The organism is Aeromonas sp. ASNIH7 (genome assembly GCF_002903485.1).
In the GTDB taxonomy this organism is placed as follows: Bacteria; Pseudomonadota; Gammaproteobacteria; order Enterobacterales; family Aeromonadaceae; genus Aeromonas; species Aeromonas caviae.
The window spans coordinates 4,251,144-4,267,876 of the sequence record NZ_CP026226.1 but is presented as its reverse complement, the minus strand read 5'-3'; the positions used below and the strand labels follow the sequence as shown (position 1 = coordinate 4,267,876).

At 62.5% G+C, this 16,733-nt stretch carries 13 protein-coding genes; 4 read left to right on the top strand and 9 right to left on the bottom strand.

The features are described from left to right. Window positions 1-108 precede the first annotated feature (108 nt). Complete coding sequence (miaE, locus tag C2U47_RS20010; RefSeq protein WP_010674527.1) at window positions 109-867, bottom strand: tRNA isopentenyl-2-thiomethyl-A-37 hydroxylase MiaE; 759 nt, start codon at window positions 865-867, stop codon at window positions 109-111. A gap of 93 nt (window positions 868-960) precedes the next feature. Next, complete coding sequence (locus tag C2U47_RS20005) at window positions 961-1,971, bottom strand: LacI family DNA-binding transcriptional regulator (protein WP_029314441.1); 1,011 nt, start codon at window positions 1,969-1,971, stop codon at window positions 961-963. Between the two features lie 253 nt (window positions 1,972-2,224). Here C2U47_RS20005 and ascF point away from each other — a divergent pair, with 253 nt between their 5' ends. Next, entirely contained in the window at window positions 2,225-3,679 is a 1,455-nt protein-coding gene (gene ascF, locus C2U47_RS20000) for a PTS cellobiose/arbutin/salicin transporter subunit IIBC (protein WP_010674525.1), read from the top strand. A 31-nt stretch (window positions 3,680-3,710) separates the two neighbouring features. Then, window positions 3,711-5,141 carry a 6-phospho-beta-glucosidase gene (locus tag C2U47_RS19995; RefSeq protein WP_010674524.1) on the top strand — a complete coding sequence of 477 codons (1,431 nt, stop codon included), beginning with the start codon at window positions 3,711-3,713 and terminating at the stop codon, window positions 5,139-5,141. A gap of 89 nt (window positions 5,142-5,230) precedes the next feature. Here the strand turns inward: C2U47_RS19995 and purF are convergent, their stop codons facing one another. The 7 genes from purF to lrp all read right to left on the bottom strand — a co-directional run bounded on the left by purF (window position 5,231) and on the right by lrp (window position 14,289). Then, window positions 5,231-6,751 carry an amidophosphoribosyltransferase gene (gene purF / locus C2U47_RS19990; RefSeq protein WP_010674523.1) on the bottom strand — a complete coding sequence of 507 codons (1,521 nt, stop codon included), beginning with the start codon at window positions 6,749-6,751 and terminating at the stop codon, window positions 5,231-5,233. 18 nt (window positions 6,752-6,769) lie between these two features. Further along, window positions 6,770-7,261: a CvpA family protein gene (locus C2U47_RS19985; RefSeq protein WP_010674522.1), complete on the bottom strand. Its 492-nt coding sequence runs from the start codon at window positions 7,259-7,261 to the stop codon at window positions 6,770-6,772. A gap of 175 nt (window positions 7,262-7,436) precedes the next feature. Beyond that, the gene (gene serS, locus C2U47_RS19980) at window positions 7,437-8,732 is read right to left on the bottom strand and encodes a serine--tRNA ligase (protein ID WP_010674521.1); all 1,296 of its coding nucleotides are present in this window, start codon (window positions 8,730-8,732) and stop codon (window positions 7,437-7,439) included. A 280-nt stretch (window positions 8,733-9,012) separates the two neighbouring features. Next, window positions 9,013-10,350, bottom strand: coding sequence for a replication-associated recombination protein A (locus tag C2U47_RS19975; RefSeq protein ID WP_041201597.1), 1,338 nt, complete (start codon window positions 10,348-10,350; stop codon window positions 9,013-9,015). A 67-nt stretch (window positions 10,351-10,417) separates the two neighbouring features. After that, a complete protein-coding gene (lolA, locus tag C2U47_RS19970; protein WP_039039163.1) occupies window positions 10,418-11,026 on the bottom strand; it encodes an outer membrane lipoprotein chaperone LolA in 609 nt (202 codons plus the stop codon). Between the two features lie 77 nt (window positions 11,027-11,103). Continuing rightward, window positions 11,104-13,608, bottom strand: coding sequence for a DNA translocase FtsK (locus C2U47_RS19965; protein WP_029314440.1), 2,505 nt, complete (start codon window positions 13,606-13,608; stop codon window positions 11,104-11,106). A gap of 189 nt (window positions 13,609-13,797) precedes the next feature. After that, the gene (gene lrp / locus C2U47_RS19960; protein ID WP_005300047.1) at window positions 13,798-14,289 is read right to left on the bottom strand and encodes a leucine-responsive transcriptional regulator Lrp; all 492 of its coding nucleotides are present in this window, start codon (window positions 14,287-14,289) and stop codon (window positions 13,798-13,800) included. Between the two features lie 150 nt (window positions 14,290-14,439). On the opposite strand from lrp, the gene ald reads away from it, so the two are divergent. Both ald and trxB read left to right on the top strand, forming a co-directional pair. Continuing rightward, window positions 14,440-15,555 carry an alanine dehydrogenase gene (ald, locus tag C2U47_RS19955; RefSeq protein WP_010674517.1) on the top strand — a complete coding sequence of 372 codons (1,116 nt, stop codon included), beginning with the start codon at window positions 14,440-14,442 and terminating at the stop codon, window positions 15,553-15,555. A gap of 183 nt (window positions 15,556-15,738) precedes the next feature. Continuing rightward, the gene (trxB, locus tag C2U47_RS19950) at window positions 15,739-16,689 is read left to right on the top strand and encodes a thioredoxin-disulfide reductase (RefSeq protein ID WP_010674516.1); all 951 of its coding nucleotides are present in this window, start codon (window positions 15,739-15,741) and stop codon (window positions 16,687-16,689) included. Window positions 16,690-16,733: the final 44 nt, after the last annotated feature.

Genomic DNA, 16,733 nt, shown 5'->3' with positions numbered 1-16,733 from the left:
ATAAAAAAACCCGGCCTGATGTCTCATCAGTCGCCGGGGGATTGCGCTCAAAAAGTGATTGCGTCGCTCGTAGTAGGAACAGGGGAATGGTAGGCAGCCCCCGTCACCTCAACAACTGTCAGATCTGACAGGCAGTCCGCTATGGAACCGGAATTGCGGATCCGGCGAACAGATGAGCTCGGCCTCCAGGCGACCGAAGAAGGCCACCCGCTCGCTGATGTCTTCGTCTGCGAACGTCTGTGCCAGGGCCAGGTAGTCCTGATAGTGACGCGCCTCCGAGCGCAGCAGGGAGACATAGAAGCGGCCAAGCTCCTCGTCCAGATGAGGGGCCAGCCTGGCAAAACGCTCGCAGGATCGCGCTTCGATATAGGCACCGATGATCATCTTGTCCACCACGGCCGCCGGCTCGTAGGTGCGCACATGGGTCAGCAGGCTGCGGGCATAGCGGGAGGCGGTGACGGGACCATAGGGGATGCCCCGTGCGGCCATGATCTCCAGCACCTGCTCGAAGTGGTGCAGCTCCTCCTGGATGAGGCGCACCATGGGGAACAGCAGGGGATTGCGCTCCAGCTCGGCAAACACGCTCCTGTCTGATTCGCCCATGGTGCGCTTGCCGAGGATCTCCGCCTTCTCCGGCAAGGCATCGAGCTCCCGGTAGAAGGTCAGCTTGGGCAACAGGTGACGCTTCTCCTTGGGCAGGCAGTAGCGGCGCACCAGGCTGTGGGCGGTGAGTGCCGCCTTGTTCTCGCAGTTGGCGTGATCGATAAGCAGGGTCTGCAACTGGGCGGGATCCCGCGCCATTTCCACCCACTCATCCGGGGTCTCGCAATGCAGGAACTGGCGAACGGGGGCTAACAGGTCATCCATCTGAACTCTCATCTGTTGATACGACACGCGGCGCCTGGCGCCGGGGGGCCTATGCTAACGGATCCCGCCCGGCCTGCCCACCGCCATCATGGCTCAGCCCGTCAGACGCCTGAGGGAGTCGCGGCGGATCAGGGTGCCGCTGAAGGCGGGCAGTGCGTCCCGGCTCCCCTCCTCCACCATGGTGATCAGGCGGTTGATGGTCTCCTGGATCATCCCGTTCACCGGCATCTTGACGCTCGACAGCGCGGGAATGACGTAAGGGGCCAGGGGGATGTCGTCAAACCCCACCACCGAAACCTCGTCAGGCACCATCACACCGGCTTCGTGCAGCCGTTTGATGGCCCCGATCGCCATGTCATCGTTGCTGGCCACCAGGGCGCTGAAGCGAGCGCCTCGCGCCAGCAAGGTCGAGACGGCGGCCGCGCCACAGGCGGGGGTCCATTTGCCGGGGGCGATCAAGGTCTCCTGCACGGGGATGCCGTGCCGGATCAGCGCCTGCCGGTAACCGGCCAGGCGCTCGGCGCCGGTGGGGGAATCCGCAGAGCCTGCAATGAAGGCGATCTCCCTGTGCCCCATGGCCACCAGCTTGTCCATCACCGCCTCCGCCGCCGCCTGCTGATCCGCATAGACGCAGTGGGCCGGATGGCGGCTCAGACGCCGGTTGAGCACCATGATGGGCTGCTCATGCTGCTCGATGATCTCGTCCATCTCCTCCACCCCAAGAAAGCGCGGATAGATGATGACGCCATCGCAACGGGAATCGAGCAGATACTGGATGGCCTGGCGCTCCTCGTCGGCGCTGTGCTTGCCGTCCGCTAGTATGAGCTGGCGCCCGCGATCCTCGGTCATCCGCGCCACCTGGGAGAGCAGCTCGCCGAAGTAGACGCCGTGGTAGAGGGTGTTGGTGACCACCAGTCCCAGGGTCCGGGTGTGCCTGGTCGCCAGCTGCCTCGCCACCAGGTTGGGGCGATAGCCGCACTCCTCGATGGCCTGCTGCACCCGGTCCCGGGTCTCCTGGCTGGTGTAACCATTGCCCGACAACACCCGGGAGACCGTCGCCTTCGACACCCCTGCCCGCCTTGCCACCTCCAGCATCGTCGTCATTGTGTTCTCCCTTGCTCGTCACGGGGCGCAGTGTACTGCACCGCCCCCGGCTTGTCGTCGCACGAATGGCGTGCTGGCCCGGGTTCAGTGATCCCATTCACGGATCCGGACGCTCGCTGCACAAGGTGCTTGTCTCCCGCGCTCAGGCCGCGCACTCTATGTGGAACCGGTTCCACATTCAGTTTCATGCGCGTTCCCGCCCTTCGCGGCGGCGGGGGCGAGCAGGCCCACTTGGTGAAAAGGATCTACCTCGATGTCAAAAAACTATGCGGCTCTGGCCGGTACCGTCATCACCGCACTCGGCGGCGCCGACAACGTCGTCGCCGTGACCCACTGCATGACGCGGCTGCGCTTTGTGCTCGGCGATCCCGCCCGGGTCAATGGCCCTGCCCTCAAGGCCATCACGGGCGTGCTCGGGGTGGTGCAGGCGGACAACCAGTGTCAGGTGATCATCGGCAACACCGTCTCCCACGCCTATCGCGAGGTGCTGGCCCTGCTGCCCCAGGGCGGCGGGCAGACTCCGCTTCCGGAGGCTTCCGCTGGCTGGAGCCTGCGCCGCATGGGCGCTGCCATCCTCGACGCCCTGATCGGCACCATGTCCCCCCTCATCCCGGCCATCATCGGCGGCTCCATGCTCAAGCTGCTGGCCATGGTGCTGGAGATGACCGGCGTGCTGGAGAAAGGCTCCTCGACCCTCACCATCCTCACGGTGGCCGGGGATGGGGCCTTCTTCTTCCTGCCCCTGATGGTGGCCGCCTCCGCCGCCGTCAAGTTCAAGACCAACATGTCCCTGGCCATCGCCATCGCAGGCGTGCTGGTGCACCCCAGCTTCATCGAGCTGATGGCCAGAGCCGCCGAAGGGGAGCAGGTGACTTTCGCCCTGGTCCCGGTGACCGCGGTCAAATACACCTACACCGTCATTCCGGCGCTGGTGATGACCTGGTGCCTCTCCTACATCGAGGGCTGGGTCGACCGCATCACCACGGCGGTCACCAAGAACTTCCTCAAACCCATGCTGATCGTGCTGATCGCGGCGCCGCTGGCCATCCTCTTCATCGGCCCCGTCGGCATCTGGATTGGCACCGCCATCTCCGGCCTGGTCTACACGGTCCACGACTACCTGGGCTGGCTGTCGGTGGCCATCATGGGGGCGCTCTGGCCCCTGCTGGTGATGACCGGCATGCACCGCGTCTTCACCCCGACCATCATCCAGACCATCGCCGAGACCGGCAAGGAAGGCATGGTGATGCCCTCCGAAATTGGCGCCAATCTCTCTCTTGGCGGCTCGTCCCTGGCGGTGGCCTGGCGCACCCGAAACCCGGAACTGCGCCAGACGGCGCTCGCGGCGGCCGCCTCCGCCATCATGGCGGGGATCTCCGAACCCGCGCTCTACGGTGTGGCCCTGCGCCTCAAGCGTCCGCTCATCGCGAGCCTCATCAGCGGCTTTGTCTGCGGTGCCGTCGCCGGCATGGCGGGGCTCGCCAGCCACTCCATGGCCGCCCCCGGGCTCTTTACCAGCGTGCAGTTCTTCGATCCGGCCAACCCCATGACCATCGCCTGGGTGTTCGGCGTGATGGCCCTCTCGGTGGTGCTCTCCTTCGTGCTGACCCTGGTGATGGGGTTCGAGGACATCCCGGTCGAGAGCCCGGCCTCCCGCGCCGAGCCCGTGCAACCCGTCGCCACCAGCCAGGCGCAGGCCGGGCTGTGACACCCCATTCAGACATGACAAGAGGTAACAGATGTCGTTAACAAGATTTCCCGAGGGCTTTCTCTGGGGCGGTGCCCTGGCCGCCAATCAGGCGGAGGGCGGCTATCTCGAGGGGGGCAAGGGGCTGACCACGGTAGACATGATCCCCCATGGCCCGCGCCGCATGGCGGTCAAACTCGGCCAGGAGAAGCGCATCACCCTGCAAGATGACGAGTTCTACCCAAGCCACGGAGCCATCGATTTCTATCACCGCTATCGGGAGGACATCGCCCTGATGGCCGAGATGGGCTTCACCGTGTTTCGCACCTCCATCGCCTGGGCCCGTCTCTACCCCAGGGGTGACGAGCGCGAGCCCAATGCCGAGGGCATCGCCTTCTACCGGGCGGTGTTCGAGGAGTGCAGAAAGTACAACATCGAGCCCCTGGTGACCCTGTGCCACTTCGATGTGCCCATGCACCTGGTGACCGAGTACGGCTCCTGGCGCAACCGCCAGATGGTGGAGTTTTTCACCCGCTACGCCCGCACCTGCTTCGAGCAGTTCGACGGCCTGGTGAAGTACTGGCTCACCTTCAACGAGATCAACATCCTGCTGCACAGCCCCTTCTCCGGGGCGGGGCTGGTGTTCGAGCAAGGGGAGCACCAGGATCAGGTGAAGTATCAGGCCGCCCACCACGAGCTGGTGGCCAGCGCCCTGGCGACCCGGATCGCCCACGAGGTGAACCCGGCCAACCAGGTGGGCTGCATGCTGGCGGGGGGCAACTTCTACCCCTACTCCTGCAAGCCCGCAGACGTCTGGACCGCCCTCCAGAAAGATCGGGAGAACCTCCTCTTCATCGACGTGCAAGCCAGGGGCGCCTATCCGGCCTATGCGCAGAGGGTATTTCGTGACAAGGGGATCACCCTGGTGAAGGGGCCGGAAGATGACGAGATCCTCAGGCACACCGTGGATTTCGTCTCCTTCAGCTACTACGCCTCCCGCTGCGCCGCCGCCGACATGAATGCGGGCAACACCAGCGAGGCCAACGTGGTCAAGTCCCTGCGCAATCCCCACATCGAGGTGAGCGAGTGGGGCTGGGGCATCGACCCCCTGGGCCTTCGCATCACCCTCAACACCTTGCACGATCGCTACCAGAAGCCCCTCTTCCTGGTGGAAAACGGCCTGGGTGCGGTGGACGAAGTGAACGAGCTAGGGGAGATAGAGGACGACTACCGCATCGCCTACCTGCGCGCCCACATCGAGGCCATGAGGGACGCCATCGAGGACGGCGTGCCCCTGATGGGGTACACCAGCTGGGGCTGCATCGATCTCGTCTCCGCCTCCACCGGCGAGATGAGCAAGCGCTATGGCTTCGTCCACGTGGACCGGGACGACGCCGGCCATGGCACCCTGGCCCGCCGGCGCAAGAAGTCGTTCTGGTGGTACAAGAAGGTGATCGCGAGCAACGGGGAGGATCTGGCCTGAGCCCCCCTCAGTTTCGCCGCAAGGCGCATCCATGCAACAGGGGGGCCGAGGCCCCCCTGTTGTTCATCACGCTGGCAATCTGAAAACGTTTAACTGCCTTCGTTGAAGATCTCGAGGTTGCTGGTCCCTTCCTGCCACTCGCGCACCGCCTTGTTGTCGTCGCTGCGCAGGGCATTGAGGTGGTCCAGATAACCCTGATCCACGTCGGAGGTGACGTAGTGACCGTTGAAGACCGAGGTCTCGAAGTGGCGCAGCTCGGGGTTGATCTCCCGCACCGCCTCTTCCAGATCTTCCAGATCCTGGAAGATCAGGCCGTCAGCACCAATAAGCTTGCACACCTCTTCCACTTCACGGCCATGGGCAATGAGCTCGTTGGCGGTGGGCATGTCGATGCCGTAGACGTTGGGGAAGCGAATTTCCGGCGCGGCCGAGGCGAAGTAGACCTTGGCGGCCCCCGCTTCACGGGCCATCTGGATGATCTGCTCGGAGGTGGTGCCCCGCACGATGGAGTCGTCCACCAGCAACACCTTCTTGCCCTTGAATTCGGAGCTGATGGCGTTGAGCTTGCGGCGCACCGACTTCTTGCGCTGGGTCTGGCCCGGCATGATGAAGGTACGGCCGATGTAGCGGTTCTTCACGAAGCCCTGACGGTACGGAAGGCCCAGGGTGTGGGCGATTTCCAGCGCCACGTCGCAGGAGGTCTCGGGGATGGGGATGACCACGTCCACGTCGAGATCGTCCCACTCCCGTGCGATCTTCTGGCCCAGCTTGCGACCCATGTTGAGGCGGGCGGCATAGACGGAGACCTTGTCGATGAAGGAGTCGGGGCGGGCGAAGTAGACGTATTCGAAGATGCAGGGGTTCATCTGCGGGTTCTCCGCACACTGCTCGGAGAAGAGCTGGCCCTGCTCGGTGATGTAGATGGCCTCGCCCGGGGCGACGTCACGCACCGTCTCGAAGCCGATGGCGTCGAGGGCCACGCTCTCGGAGGCGAGCATATACTCCACCTGCCCCTGCTCGTCGACCCGGCGACCCAGGATCAGCGGGCGAATACCGTTGGGATCGCGGAAACCGATGAGGCCGTGACCGATCACCAGAGAGACCACGGCATAGGCGCCGCGGATCTGCTGGTGCACTTTGCGCACCGCCGAGAAGATATCTTCCGGGCGCAGCGCCATCTTGTCGCACAAGTCCAGCTCGTGGGCCAGCACGTTCAACAGCACTTCGGAGTCCGAGGTGGTGTTGATGTGGCGGCGGGCCACCTTGAACTGCTGCTCCTTGAGCTCCTTGGCGTTGGTGAGGTTGCCGTTGTGGGCCAGCACCATGCCGTAGGGGGAGTTCACGTAAAACGGCTGTGCCTCTGCCGCGCTGGAGCTGCCTGCGGTGGGATAACGGACGTGTCCGATGCCGATATTCCCTTTCAGGCGCTGCATGTGGCGCACTTCAAACACATCCTTCACCAGACCGTTGGCCTTGCGTTGCCGGAAGTTTCCACTGTCAATGGTCACGATCCCGGCGGCATCCTGTCCCCTGTGCTGCAACACCGTCAAGGCGTCGTAGAGGGCCTGATTGACGGGGGTGGTGCCAACTATACCGACAATACCGCACATGTCTTTGCTACCTCGAAGTCACTGTACCTGTTGAAGAAAACTGGACGAGTTCATCATGAACCCGAAAAACCACTGGATCACCGGCTTGAACTCCGGCACCAGCCTGGACGCCACCCACCAGTCGCTCTGGGAGAGGCTGGTGAAGGTATCCATGAAAAACAGCAGGGCGCTGACGATCAGCACCCCGCGAATGGCGCCAAAACAGACCCCGAGCACCCTGTCTGTGCCGGAAAGCCCGGTCTTTTCCACCAGCAGGCCCACCACGTAGTTCACCACGCTCCCCAGGATCAGGGTCGCCACGAACAGGGCGGCGATGGCCAGACCGTTGCGCACCATGGCATCGGAGAAAGAGGTGAAATAGACGGCGAGATCGGGATAGAAATGGCTGGCAATGAAAAAGGCGACGAACCAGGTGACCAGAGACATGGCCTCCTTGAGAAAGCCGCGCACCAGGCTGATGAGGGCGGAGAAACCGACGATGCCGATGATGGCGTAATCAATCCAGACCATAGAAAAAGATGTCCTGCGAAATTGCGGCGCAGTCTAACAAAAACGATTGCGCAATGCTTGATAAAATTGTGTTACAGGCCCGAAGGGAGCTATCCCTTCCCCTTGCGGCGGGTTTCCCGGGCCCAGAATGCACAACGCCATGGCATGCCATGGCGTTGTCGTCTGCAACGAGCGCTTACCCGATGTGGGTCAGGCCGCCCATGTAGGATTGCAGCGCAGCCGGGATGGCGATGCGGCCATCTGCCTGCTGGTAGTTCTCGAGCACGGCCACCAGGGTACGACCCACCGCCAGACCGGAACCATTCAGGGTGTGAATGAGCTGCGGCTTGCCGTCGATGCGCACGCGAGCCTGCATGCGGCGCGCCTGGAAGTCGGTGCAGTTGGAAACGGAGGAGATCTCGCGATAGGTGTTCTGGGCCGGCAGCCACACTTCCAGATCGTAGGTCTTGGCGGCGCAGAAGCCCATGTCACCGGTGGAAAGCGCCATCACGCGATACGGCAGCTCCAGCAGTTGCAGCACCTTCTCGGCGTGACCCACCATCTCTTCCAGGGCATCCCAGGATTTTTCCGGGTGCACCAGTTGCACCATCTCGACCTTGTCGAACTGGTGCATACGGATGAGGCCACGGGTATCACGACCGTAGGAGCCCGCTTCGGAGCGGAAGCAGGGGCTGTGGGCGGTCATCTTGATGGGCAGCTCCTGCTCGTCGAAGATCTCGTCACGGGCCATGTTGGTGAGCGGCACTTCGGAGGTCGGGATGAGGGAGAACTTGCGCACCTTGCCTTCGTCTTCCCCTTCCCCTTCGATGCCGGTATTGAAGAGATCCTGGGAGAACTTGGGCAGCTGGCCGGTGCCGTACAGGCTGTCCGGGTTGACCAGATAGGGCACGTAGCACTCGGTGTAGCCGTGCTGCAGGGTGTGCAGGTCCAGCATGAACTGGGCCAGGGCGCGGTGCAGACGGGCAATCTGGCCCTTCATGACCACGAAACGGGCGCCGGAGAGCTTGACGCCGTTCTTGAAGTCGACCCCCTTGGCCGCCTCACCCAGATCGATGTGATCGCGTACCGGGAAATCGAACTCACGCGGGGTACCCCAGCGGCGGACCTCCACGTTGTCGTTCTCGTCACGGCCCACCGGGGCGGTCTCGCTCGGCAGGTTGGGGATGGCGTCGGCGATCCCCTTGAGCTGGGCCAGCAGGGCCTCCAGCTCGACCTTGCTGGTCTCGAGCTCGTCGTTGATCTTGGTCACCTCGGCCTTGAGGGGGGCAACATCTTCACCACGACGGGCAGCCTCACCGATGGACTTGGAGCGGGCGTTGCGCTCGGCCTGCAGCTCCTGGGTGCGGGACTGCAGATCCTTGCGTTTCTCTTCCAGAACATTGACCGCCGCTACGTCCAGAACGTAGCCACGTGTCGCCAGACGAGCGGCAGCTTCGGTGATGTCGCTGCGCAGATATTTGGGATCCAGCATGGTTTACCTACTTTTTTTAATGGGATCTGGGCCCGGGTCATCGTGACCGGGTTGGGAAACAGATCCGGAAGTTAACATCGGTTGGCGCACCCCTTTGCCTTCGGAATCGGGCCTTCGAAATCAAGAAGATGGTGCAAGGCCAAGACAACCGGGGTCAGACGGGCAGTGTAGCAGACCGCCCCCCCGCCCGAACAGGGACTATTACGCCCGTTTTTGCCGGGCCCCCCTCCCCTGATGCCTTTGCCGTGCGCTTTCCGGGCAAGGGGCTTGAAGGTCTTTCCTATCGCTTGCGCGGGCTCTGCTTGTCCAGCTCGTGCAGATAGTCGAGCTTCTGGGCTATCTGCTTCTCAAGCCCCCGCTCGGTGGGTTGATAGTACTGCTTGCCGGCAAGCTCCGGGGGGAAGTACTGCTCGCCGGCGGCATAGGCCCCCGGCTCGTCGTGGGCGTAGCGATATTCGGCGCCGTAGCCCAGCTCGCTCATCAGCTTGGTCGGTGCATTGCGAAGGTGCGGTGGCACCTCGAAGTCCGGCAGGTTCTTGGCGTCGTGAAGCGCCGCCTTCCAGGCGGTGTAGACCGCATTGCTCTTGGGGGCACAGGCGAGGTAGACGATGGCCTGGGCGATGGCCCGCTCCCCTTCCGCCGGGCCGATGCGATGGAAGCAGTCCCAGGCCGAGAGCGCCACCTGCATGGCACGGGGATCGGCGTTGCCCACGTCTTCCGAGGCAATGGCCAGCAAGCGGCGGGCGATGTAAAGGGGATCGCAGCCGGCGCTCACCATGCGGGCATACCAGTAGAGGGCCGCATCCGGTGCCGAGCCGCGAATGGACTTGTGCACCGCCGAGATGAGGTCGTAGAAGTGATCGCCGCCCTTGTCGAAACGGGCCACGTGCTCCCCCACCACGGCGGCGAGCAGGGTACTGTCGATCACCCGCGCCCCTGAGCTGTCGGCCTCGGCCATGTCGGCCAGGAGCTCCAGATAGTTCAGAGACTTGCGCCCGTCCCCGTCCACCGCTTTCGCCAGCGCCTCCTTGGCCCCGGGGGCAAAGCGCAGGCTAGGGTCATTGAGGCCGCGCGGGTCCTGCATCGCCTGATCGATCATGGCGAGGATGTCATGCTCCTCCAGCCTCTTGAGCAGATAGACCCGGGCCCGGGAGAGCAGCGCATTGTTGAGCTCGAACGAGGGGTTCTCGGTGGTGGCGCCGATGAAGGTGATGGTGCCGTCTTCGATGTGGGGCAGGAAGACATCCTGCTGGCTCTTGTTGAAGCGGTGGACTTCATCCACGAACAGGATGGTGCGCACCCCGCGCCACCCGTTCTCCTTCGCCTTGTCGAGGGCGGCGCGGATCTCCTTGATGCCGGAGGTGACCGCCGAGAGCCGCTCCACCTCCGCCTGGCAGTAGTGGGCAACCAGTTCTGCCAGCGTGGTCTTGCCGGTGCCGGGGGGGCCCCAGAGGATCATGGAGTGGCAGTGCCCCGCCAGGATCGCTTTTCGCAGGGGCTTGTCCGGCCCCAGGATATGCTGCTGGCCGATGTACTGCTCGAGGGTTTGCGGCCGCATCCGGGCCGCAAGCGGACGAAAGTCCGAGGAGAAATCCAGGGATAAATTGCTCATCTGCATTGACCTTGCATCTGACCGGTCATAAACAACGCCCGGTCAGACGATAACGCCGGTAACGGCTGGCTCATCAGCGCTGGTCGTCCAACTCGACCCCCTTCGGGATCTTGAAGACAAATTCGTTGCCCTTGAGCACCGGCTTGCGGTTGAAGCTGCTCAGGGTGAACTCGCTCCACTGGCCCTGGGCCTCTTTCACGTCGAAGCGACTGATGTTGTTCTGACGGTCGAAGGTGATGCGAAAGGAGGCGATCAGCTCGTCCTTGTTGCGGCTGGTGACGGTATAGACATCCCCTTCCTGGGTCACGTCATAGTTCTTCCAGAGGCTGTTGTCGTTGCCCGCGATGAGCACGAAGGGGGTGTTGAGCACCGCATCCTTCATCTTGAGAGCGGTGACCTGCTCGACGAAGGGGTCGTACACCCACACATCCTTGCCATCGGCCACGATCAGGCTCTCGTCCGGGGAGGTAGTGTGCCAGTTGAAGCGGTTGGGTCGCTGCACCAGCAGGGAGCCGCTCGCCTTTTGCAGCTCCTTGCCCTTGCTGTCATAAACGGTCTGGGCAAATGTCGCGGAGAAGACATTGACGGAGGAGAGCTTCTCCTTGAGATCGCTGGCCGCATCGGCCCACACCTGGCTGCTGGCAACCAGCAGAATGGAACCCATCAACAGTTGTTTTTTCATCAGGCTCTTCATAGGGAGGTTCTCGATAAAAGGCCACGCCCGCAAAGGGCATGGCCAGAATGATACAGGAGTTAGGCTTAGTCACGAACCGGCGGCGGTGCCAGCACGTCGCGCTGGCCGTTGCCACCCGGGGCGCTGACGATGCCCTGGTTTTCCATCTGCTCGATGAGACGGGCCGCCCGGTTGTAACCGATCTTGAACTTGCGCTGGACGCTGGAGGTGGAGCCACGGCGGGATTCCACCACGAAGGCCACCGCCTCGTCGAACAGGGGATCGAGCTCTTCATCGCCGCCCCCGCCGAAGTCGCCACCGCCGCCCTCGCCGTCCGACTCGCCGGAGAGGATCTCGTCGATGTAATCCGGCTCACCACGCAGTTTCCAGTCCGCCACCACCTTGTGTACCTCGTGGTCATCGACGAAGGCACCGTGGACACGGGTGGGGTTGGAGGTGCCGGCAGGCATGTAGAGCATGTCACCCATGCCGAGCAGGGATTCGGCGCCCCCCTGGTCCAGGATGGTGCGCGAATCGATCTTGCTCGACACCTGGAAGGAGATACGGGTCGGGATGTTGGCCTTGATGAGGCCGGTAATGACATCCACCGACGGACGCTGGGTCGCGAGGATAAGGTGAATACCGGCCGCCCGCGCCTTCTGGGCGATACGGGCGATAAGCTCCTCCACCTTCTTGCCGACGATCATCATCATGTCGGCAAACTCGTCCACCACCACCACGATGTGGGGCAGCTTTTCCAGCTCCGGCGGCATCTGATCCATGGAGTCGCCCGGACGCCACAGGGGGTCGACCAAGGGATCCCCCGCCTCGATGGCGGCCAGCACCTTGTCGTTGTACCCCTTGAGGTTGCGCACCCCGACCGCGGACATCAGCTTGTAGCGACGCTCCATCTCGCCTACGCACCAGCGCAGGGCGTTGGCGGCATCCTTCATGTCGGTGACCACCTCGGTCAGCAGATGCGGAATCCCTTCATAGACCGAGAGCTCCAGCATCTTGGGGTCGATCATGATGAAACGCAGATCCTCGGGGGAGGATTTGTAGAGCATGGAGATGATCATGGTGTTCACCCCCACCGACTTGCCCGAGCCCGTGGTACCCGCCACCAGCAGGTGGGGCATCTTGGCGAGGTTCACCACCACGGGTTCCCCCGCGATGTCCTGACCCAGCCCCATGGTGAGCGGATTGCGGCTGGCCGCGAACGCCTCGCAGTCCAGGGTCTCCCGCAGGTAGACGGTCTGGCGTACCCGGTTGGGCAGCTCGATCCCGACGAACGTCTTGCCCGGGATCACTTCCACCACCCGCACGCTGCTGGCAGAGAGAGAACGGGCGAGATCCCGGGAAAGATTGGTGATCTTGCTCGCCTTCATGCCCGGCGCCAGGTCCAGTTCGAAGCGGGTAATGACGGGACCGGGATAGACGCCCACCACCTTGGCCTGCACGTTGTAATCGGCGAGCTTCGCCTCCACCAGCCGGCCCATGCGCTCCAGCTCGTCCTTGCTCATCATCTGGGTCTTGGCGGGCGGCCTGTCCAGCAGATCGATGCTCGGCAAAGGGGCCAGACCGGGCTGGGGACGGCGCTTGGCTTTCACCGGAGCAGCGGCAACGGGAGCATCGGGTTCGTCATCCCCCTCCGCCCAGGGCAAGTCGAGGTCATCTTCTTCCTGGCGCACGGCGGGACGCGGACGGCCATTGGCCACGCGCTTGCCCTTGGCGGCAGGCGCCGGAGCCTCGTCCTCTTCGTCGTCAAACTGCGGATCGAACTGGAAGGTGTCTTCGTCAAGCTCCGGCAGCCATTCGTCAGCTTTTGTCTTTTGAGCGCGATTCTTCGCCTTGGGGTTGCGTGTCCAGCTGCTGTGGGGGTCTTCGTCATCCTCTTCCTGATCGAAGCTACCCACGCCCCCTTCCAGCAGGGGATCCGGCCCCTCATAGCGAGGCTGGCGCCAGCCACCGGTGAGCCAGCGGCCCAGAGTGGTGGGGAAATGGTAGATGGCGCTGACAGAGCCGGTGCAGGCGGCACCGATGCGCTCGACAATGGTGAGCCAGGACCAGCCGGTAAAGAGGGTGATGCCGGTCGCCACGAAGCAGAGCAGCATCAGGTTGGCCCCCACGCCGCCAAACAGCGGCACCACGGCGGAGGCGATCACATCCCCCACCAGGCCGCCGGCGGAAAAGTTCTGCAAGTCGTTGAAGTTCATGCTGGCGATGGCGGACATGCCAAGCACCGTCAGCACGAAGCCGATGATCCGTACCGACAGGGTGAGGTAATCCACTTCCAGCAGCTTGCTCGGGCGCCAGAACAGGCTCCAGCCAAGCAGCACTACCAGGGGGGGCACCAGATAGGAGAAGGCCCCGAAGGTAAACATGGTGATGTCGGCGAGCCAGGCACCGGCGCTGCCCGCGAGGTTTTTCACCTCCCCTTGCCAGGAGGTTTGCGACCAGCCGGGATCGGCGGGATGGTAGGTCAGCAGGGCAAGCAAAAGATAGGCAGCCATCAGGGTGATGGCGATCAAGACGGCCTCGAAGATCCGTTGTGTACCTGATAAAGGAGTAAACAGCTTTTTATCGGCCAAACTCCGGCTCCTTTGTGAAAACATGAATGCGGGGATAGGGGGCCTAGTATCCCTGAAAAGCCCACCGATTGTCAGCCAGTGCCTGAGGGCGGGCCTGAAACTCTCTATAAGAAGAAACGAGCGGACCGGCCGCTCGTTTCTGACTATCGTGACTCGTCATGGAACTTGCAAGTCACAGCACAACCCCGCTTATCGGGTGCTGATCACCAGACGACTGCTCTGTTTGACCTCTTCCATCACCACGTAGGTGCGGGTGTCGTTGACGCCCGGCAGACGCAGCAGGGTTTCACCCAGCAGGCGGCGGTAAGCGGACATGTCGCTGACGCGGGTCTTGAGCAGATAGTCGAAATCACCGGACACCAGATGGCACTCCTGGATCTCTTCGAGCACCTGAACAGCCTTGTTGAACTGCTCGAACACATCGGGGGCGCCACGATTGAGGGTAATTTCCACGAACACCAGCAGAGACGCGTCCAGATAATGAGGGTTCAGAATGGCGGCATATCCTTCGATATACCCTTGTCGCTCCAGGCGACGAACCCGTTCCAGACACGGTGTGGGACTCAGGCCAACTCGTTTGGACAACTCAACGTTCGAAATCCTGCCATCCTTTTGCAGTTCATTCAGAATGTTGCGGTCAATCCTGTCCAAATCCTTTAGCCGACTCTTAGCTTCCATCATTTAATTCCATCCTTTGGCTATTTTTTGGTAAGAATCACCAGTCATTTTATAATAATGGTCACAAATCCTGTCAATACCTGAATATACTAGGCGCAAATGTCGCTTAACATCTAGGCAACATAAACCACCAATCGATAGACGAGGGATAGCATGATTATCGGTGTACCTAAGGAAATAAAAAACCATGAATATCGCGTAGGCATGGTTCCGGCCAGTGTACGTGAACTGACAGCACGAAACCATACTGTTTTCGTCCAAAGCGGCGCAGGAAATGGCATTGGGTTCAGTGACGCAGATTATCTGGCTGCCGGAGCCGAGATCCTAGCCTCCGCTGCCGAAGTTTTCGCCAAGGCGGAGATGATCGTCAAGGTCAAGGAACCCCAGGCAGTGGAACGGGCCATGCTGCGTCCCGGCCAGACCCTCTTTACCTATCTGCATCTGGCGCCGGACCTGGCCCAGACCCAGGATCTCATCGACAGTGGTGCCGTCTGCATCGCCTATGAAACCGTCACAGACGGTCGTGGCGGTCTGCCCCTGCTGGCCCCCATGTCGGAAGTGGCCGGACGCATGTCTATTCAGGCCGGAGCCCAGGCACTGGAGAAATCCCGTGGCGGCAGCGGCGTGCTGCTCGGCGGTGTGCCCGGTGTGGAACCGGCCAAGGTGGTGATCATCGGTGGTGGTGTGGTGGGCTCCAACGCAGCCCGCATGGCCGTCGGCCTGCGTGCCGACGTCACCATCCTCGACAACAACGTCGATACCCTGCGCCGTCTCGACAGCGAGTTCCAAGGGGCTGCCAAGGTGGTCTACTCCAACCGCGAGACCCTGGAGCGCCATCTGCTGGCGGCGGACCTGGTCATCGGCGGCGTGCTGGTACCTGGCGCCACTGCGCCAAAACTTGTCAGCCGTGACCACATTGCTCGCATGAAACCCGGTGCAGCCATCGTGGACGTGGCCATCGACCAGGGCGGCTGTGTCGAGACCTCCCATGCCACCACCCATGAAGATCCCACCTTCATCGTCGACGAGGTGGTGCACTACTGCGTGGCCAACATGCCGGGTGCCGTGGCGCGGACCTCCACCGTGGCCCTGAACAACGCCACCCTCCCCTTCATCATCAAGCTGGCCGAACAGGGCTATCGCAACGCTCTGCTCGCCGATCCCCACCTGTTGCACGGCCTGAACGTGATGGCGGGCAAAATCACCTGCAAGGAGGTTGCCGTGGCCCACAACCTGGCTTACACGGATCCCCTGACCCTGCTGAACTGATCGCGTCCCTGCAAAGGGAGGTAGATGAGTGAAAATCCGCCCGCGATGGGCGGTTTTTTTATGCCTGCCATCCCCGGCTCACCCCTCTTGCTGGCGATTGCCCCAATCGATGCGCTGGCCTTTGACCACGGATCACGAATTACCTACAATCGCGCAAACTCATCACGTCTCGGAAATCACATCATGAGCCAAGTCACTCACAGCAAACTGCTGATCCTGGGATCCGGTCCGGCAGGTTACACTGCGGCCGTCTATGCCGCTCGCGCCAACCTCAATCCCCTGCTCATCACCGGCATGCAGCAAGGTGGTCAGCTGACCACCACCACCGAAGTGGAAAACTGGCCAGGGGACGCGGAAGGGCTGACCGGCCCGGCCCTGATGGAGCGCATGAAAGAGCATGCAGAGAAGTTCGATACCCGCATCCTCTTTGATCATATCAATGAAGTGACGCTGACCGAGCGTCCCTTCCGCCTCAAGGGGGACAACGGTGAATACACCTGCGATGCGCTGATCCTCGCCACCGGTGCCTCCGCCAAATATCTGGGTCTGCCCTCCGAAGAGGCTTTCAAGGGCCGCGGCGTCTCCGCCTGCGCCACCTGTGACGGCTTCTTCTACCGCAATCAGGAAGTGGCAGTGGTCGGCGGCGGCAACACCGCCGTGGAAGAGGCACTCTATCTGGCCAACATCGCCAAAAAGGTGCACCTCATCCATCGCCGCGACGAGTTCCGCGCCGAGAAGATCCTGATCAAGCGCCTCAACGACAAGGTCGAGAGCGGCAATATCGTCCTGCACACCCATCAGACCCTGGACGAAGTACTGGGTGACGACATGGGCGTCACCGGCGTGCGCCTGCGCAGCACCCGGGATGACACCACCTCCGAGCTGCCGCTGATGGGGGTCTTCATCGCCATCGGTCACCAGCCCAACACCCAGATCTTCGAAGGGCAGCTGGCGATGGAAAACGGCTATCTGAAAGTGCGTGGCGGACTGGAAGGGTTCGCAACCCAGACCAGCATCCCGGGCGTGTTCGCCGCCGGCGACGTGGCCGACCACGTCTACCGCCAGGCGATCACCTCCGCAGGGACCGGCTGCATGGCCGCCCTCGATGCTGAGCGATATCTGGACGCACAATAATCGGAAGGATATAAAGGGCATGCCAGTTGGCATGCCCTTTTTTA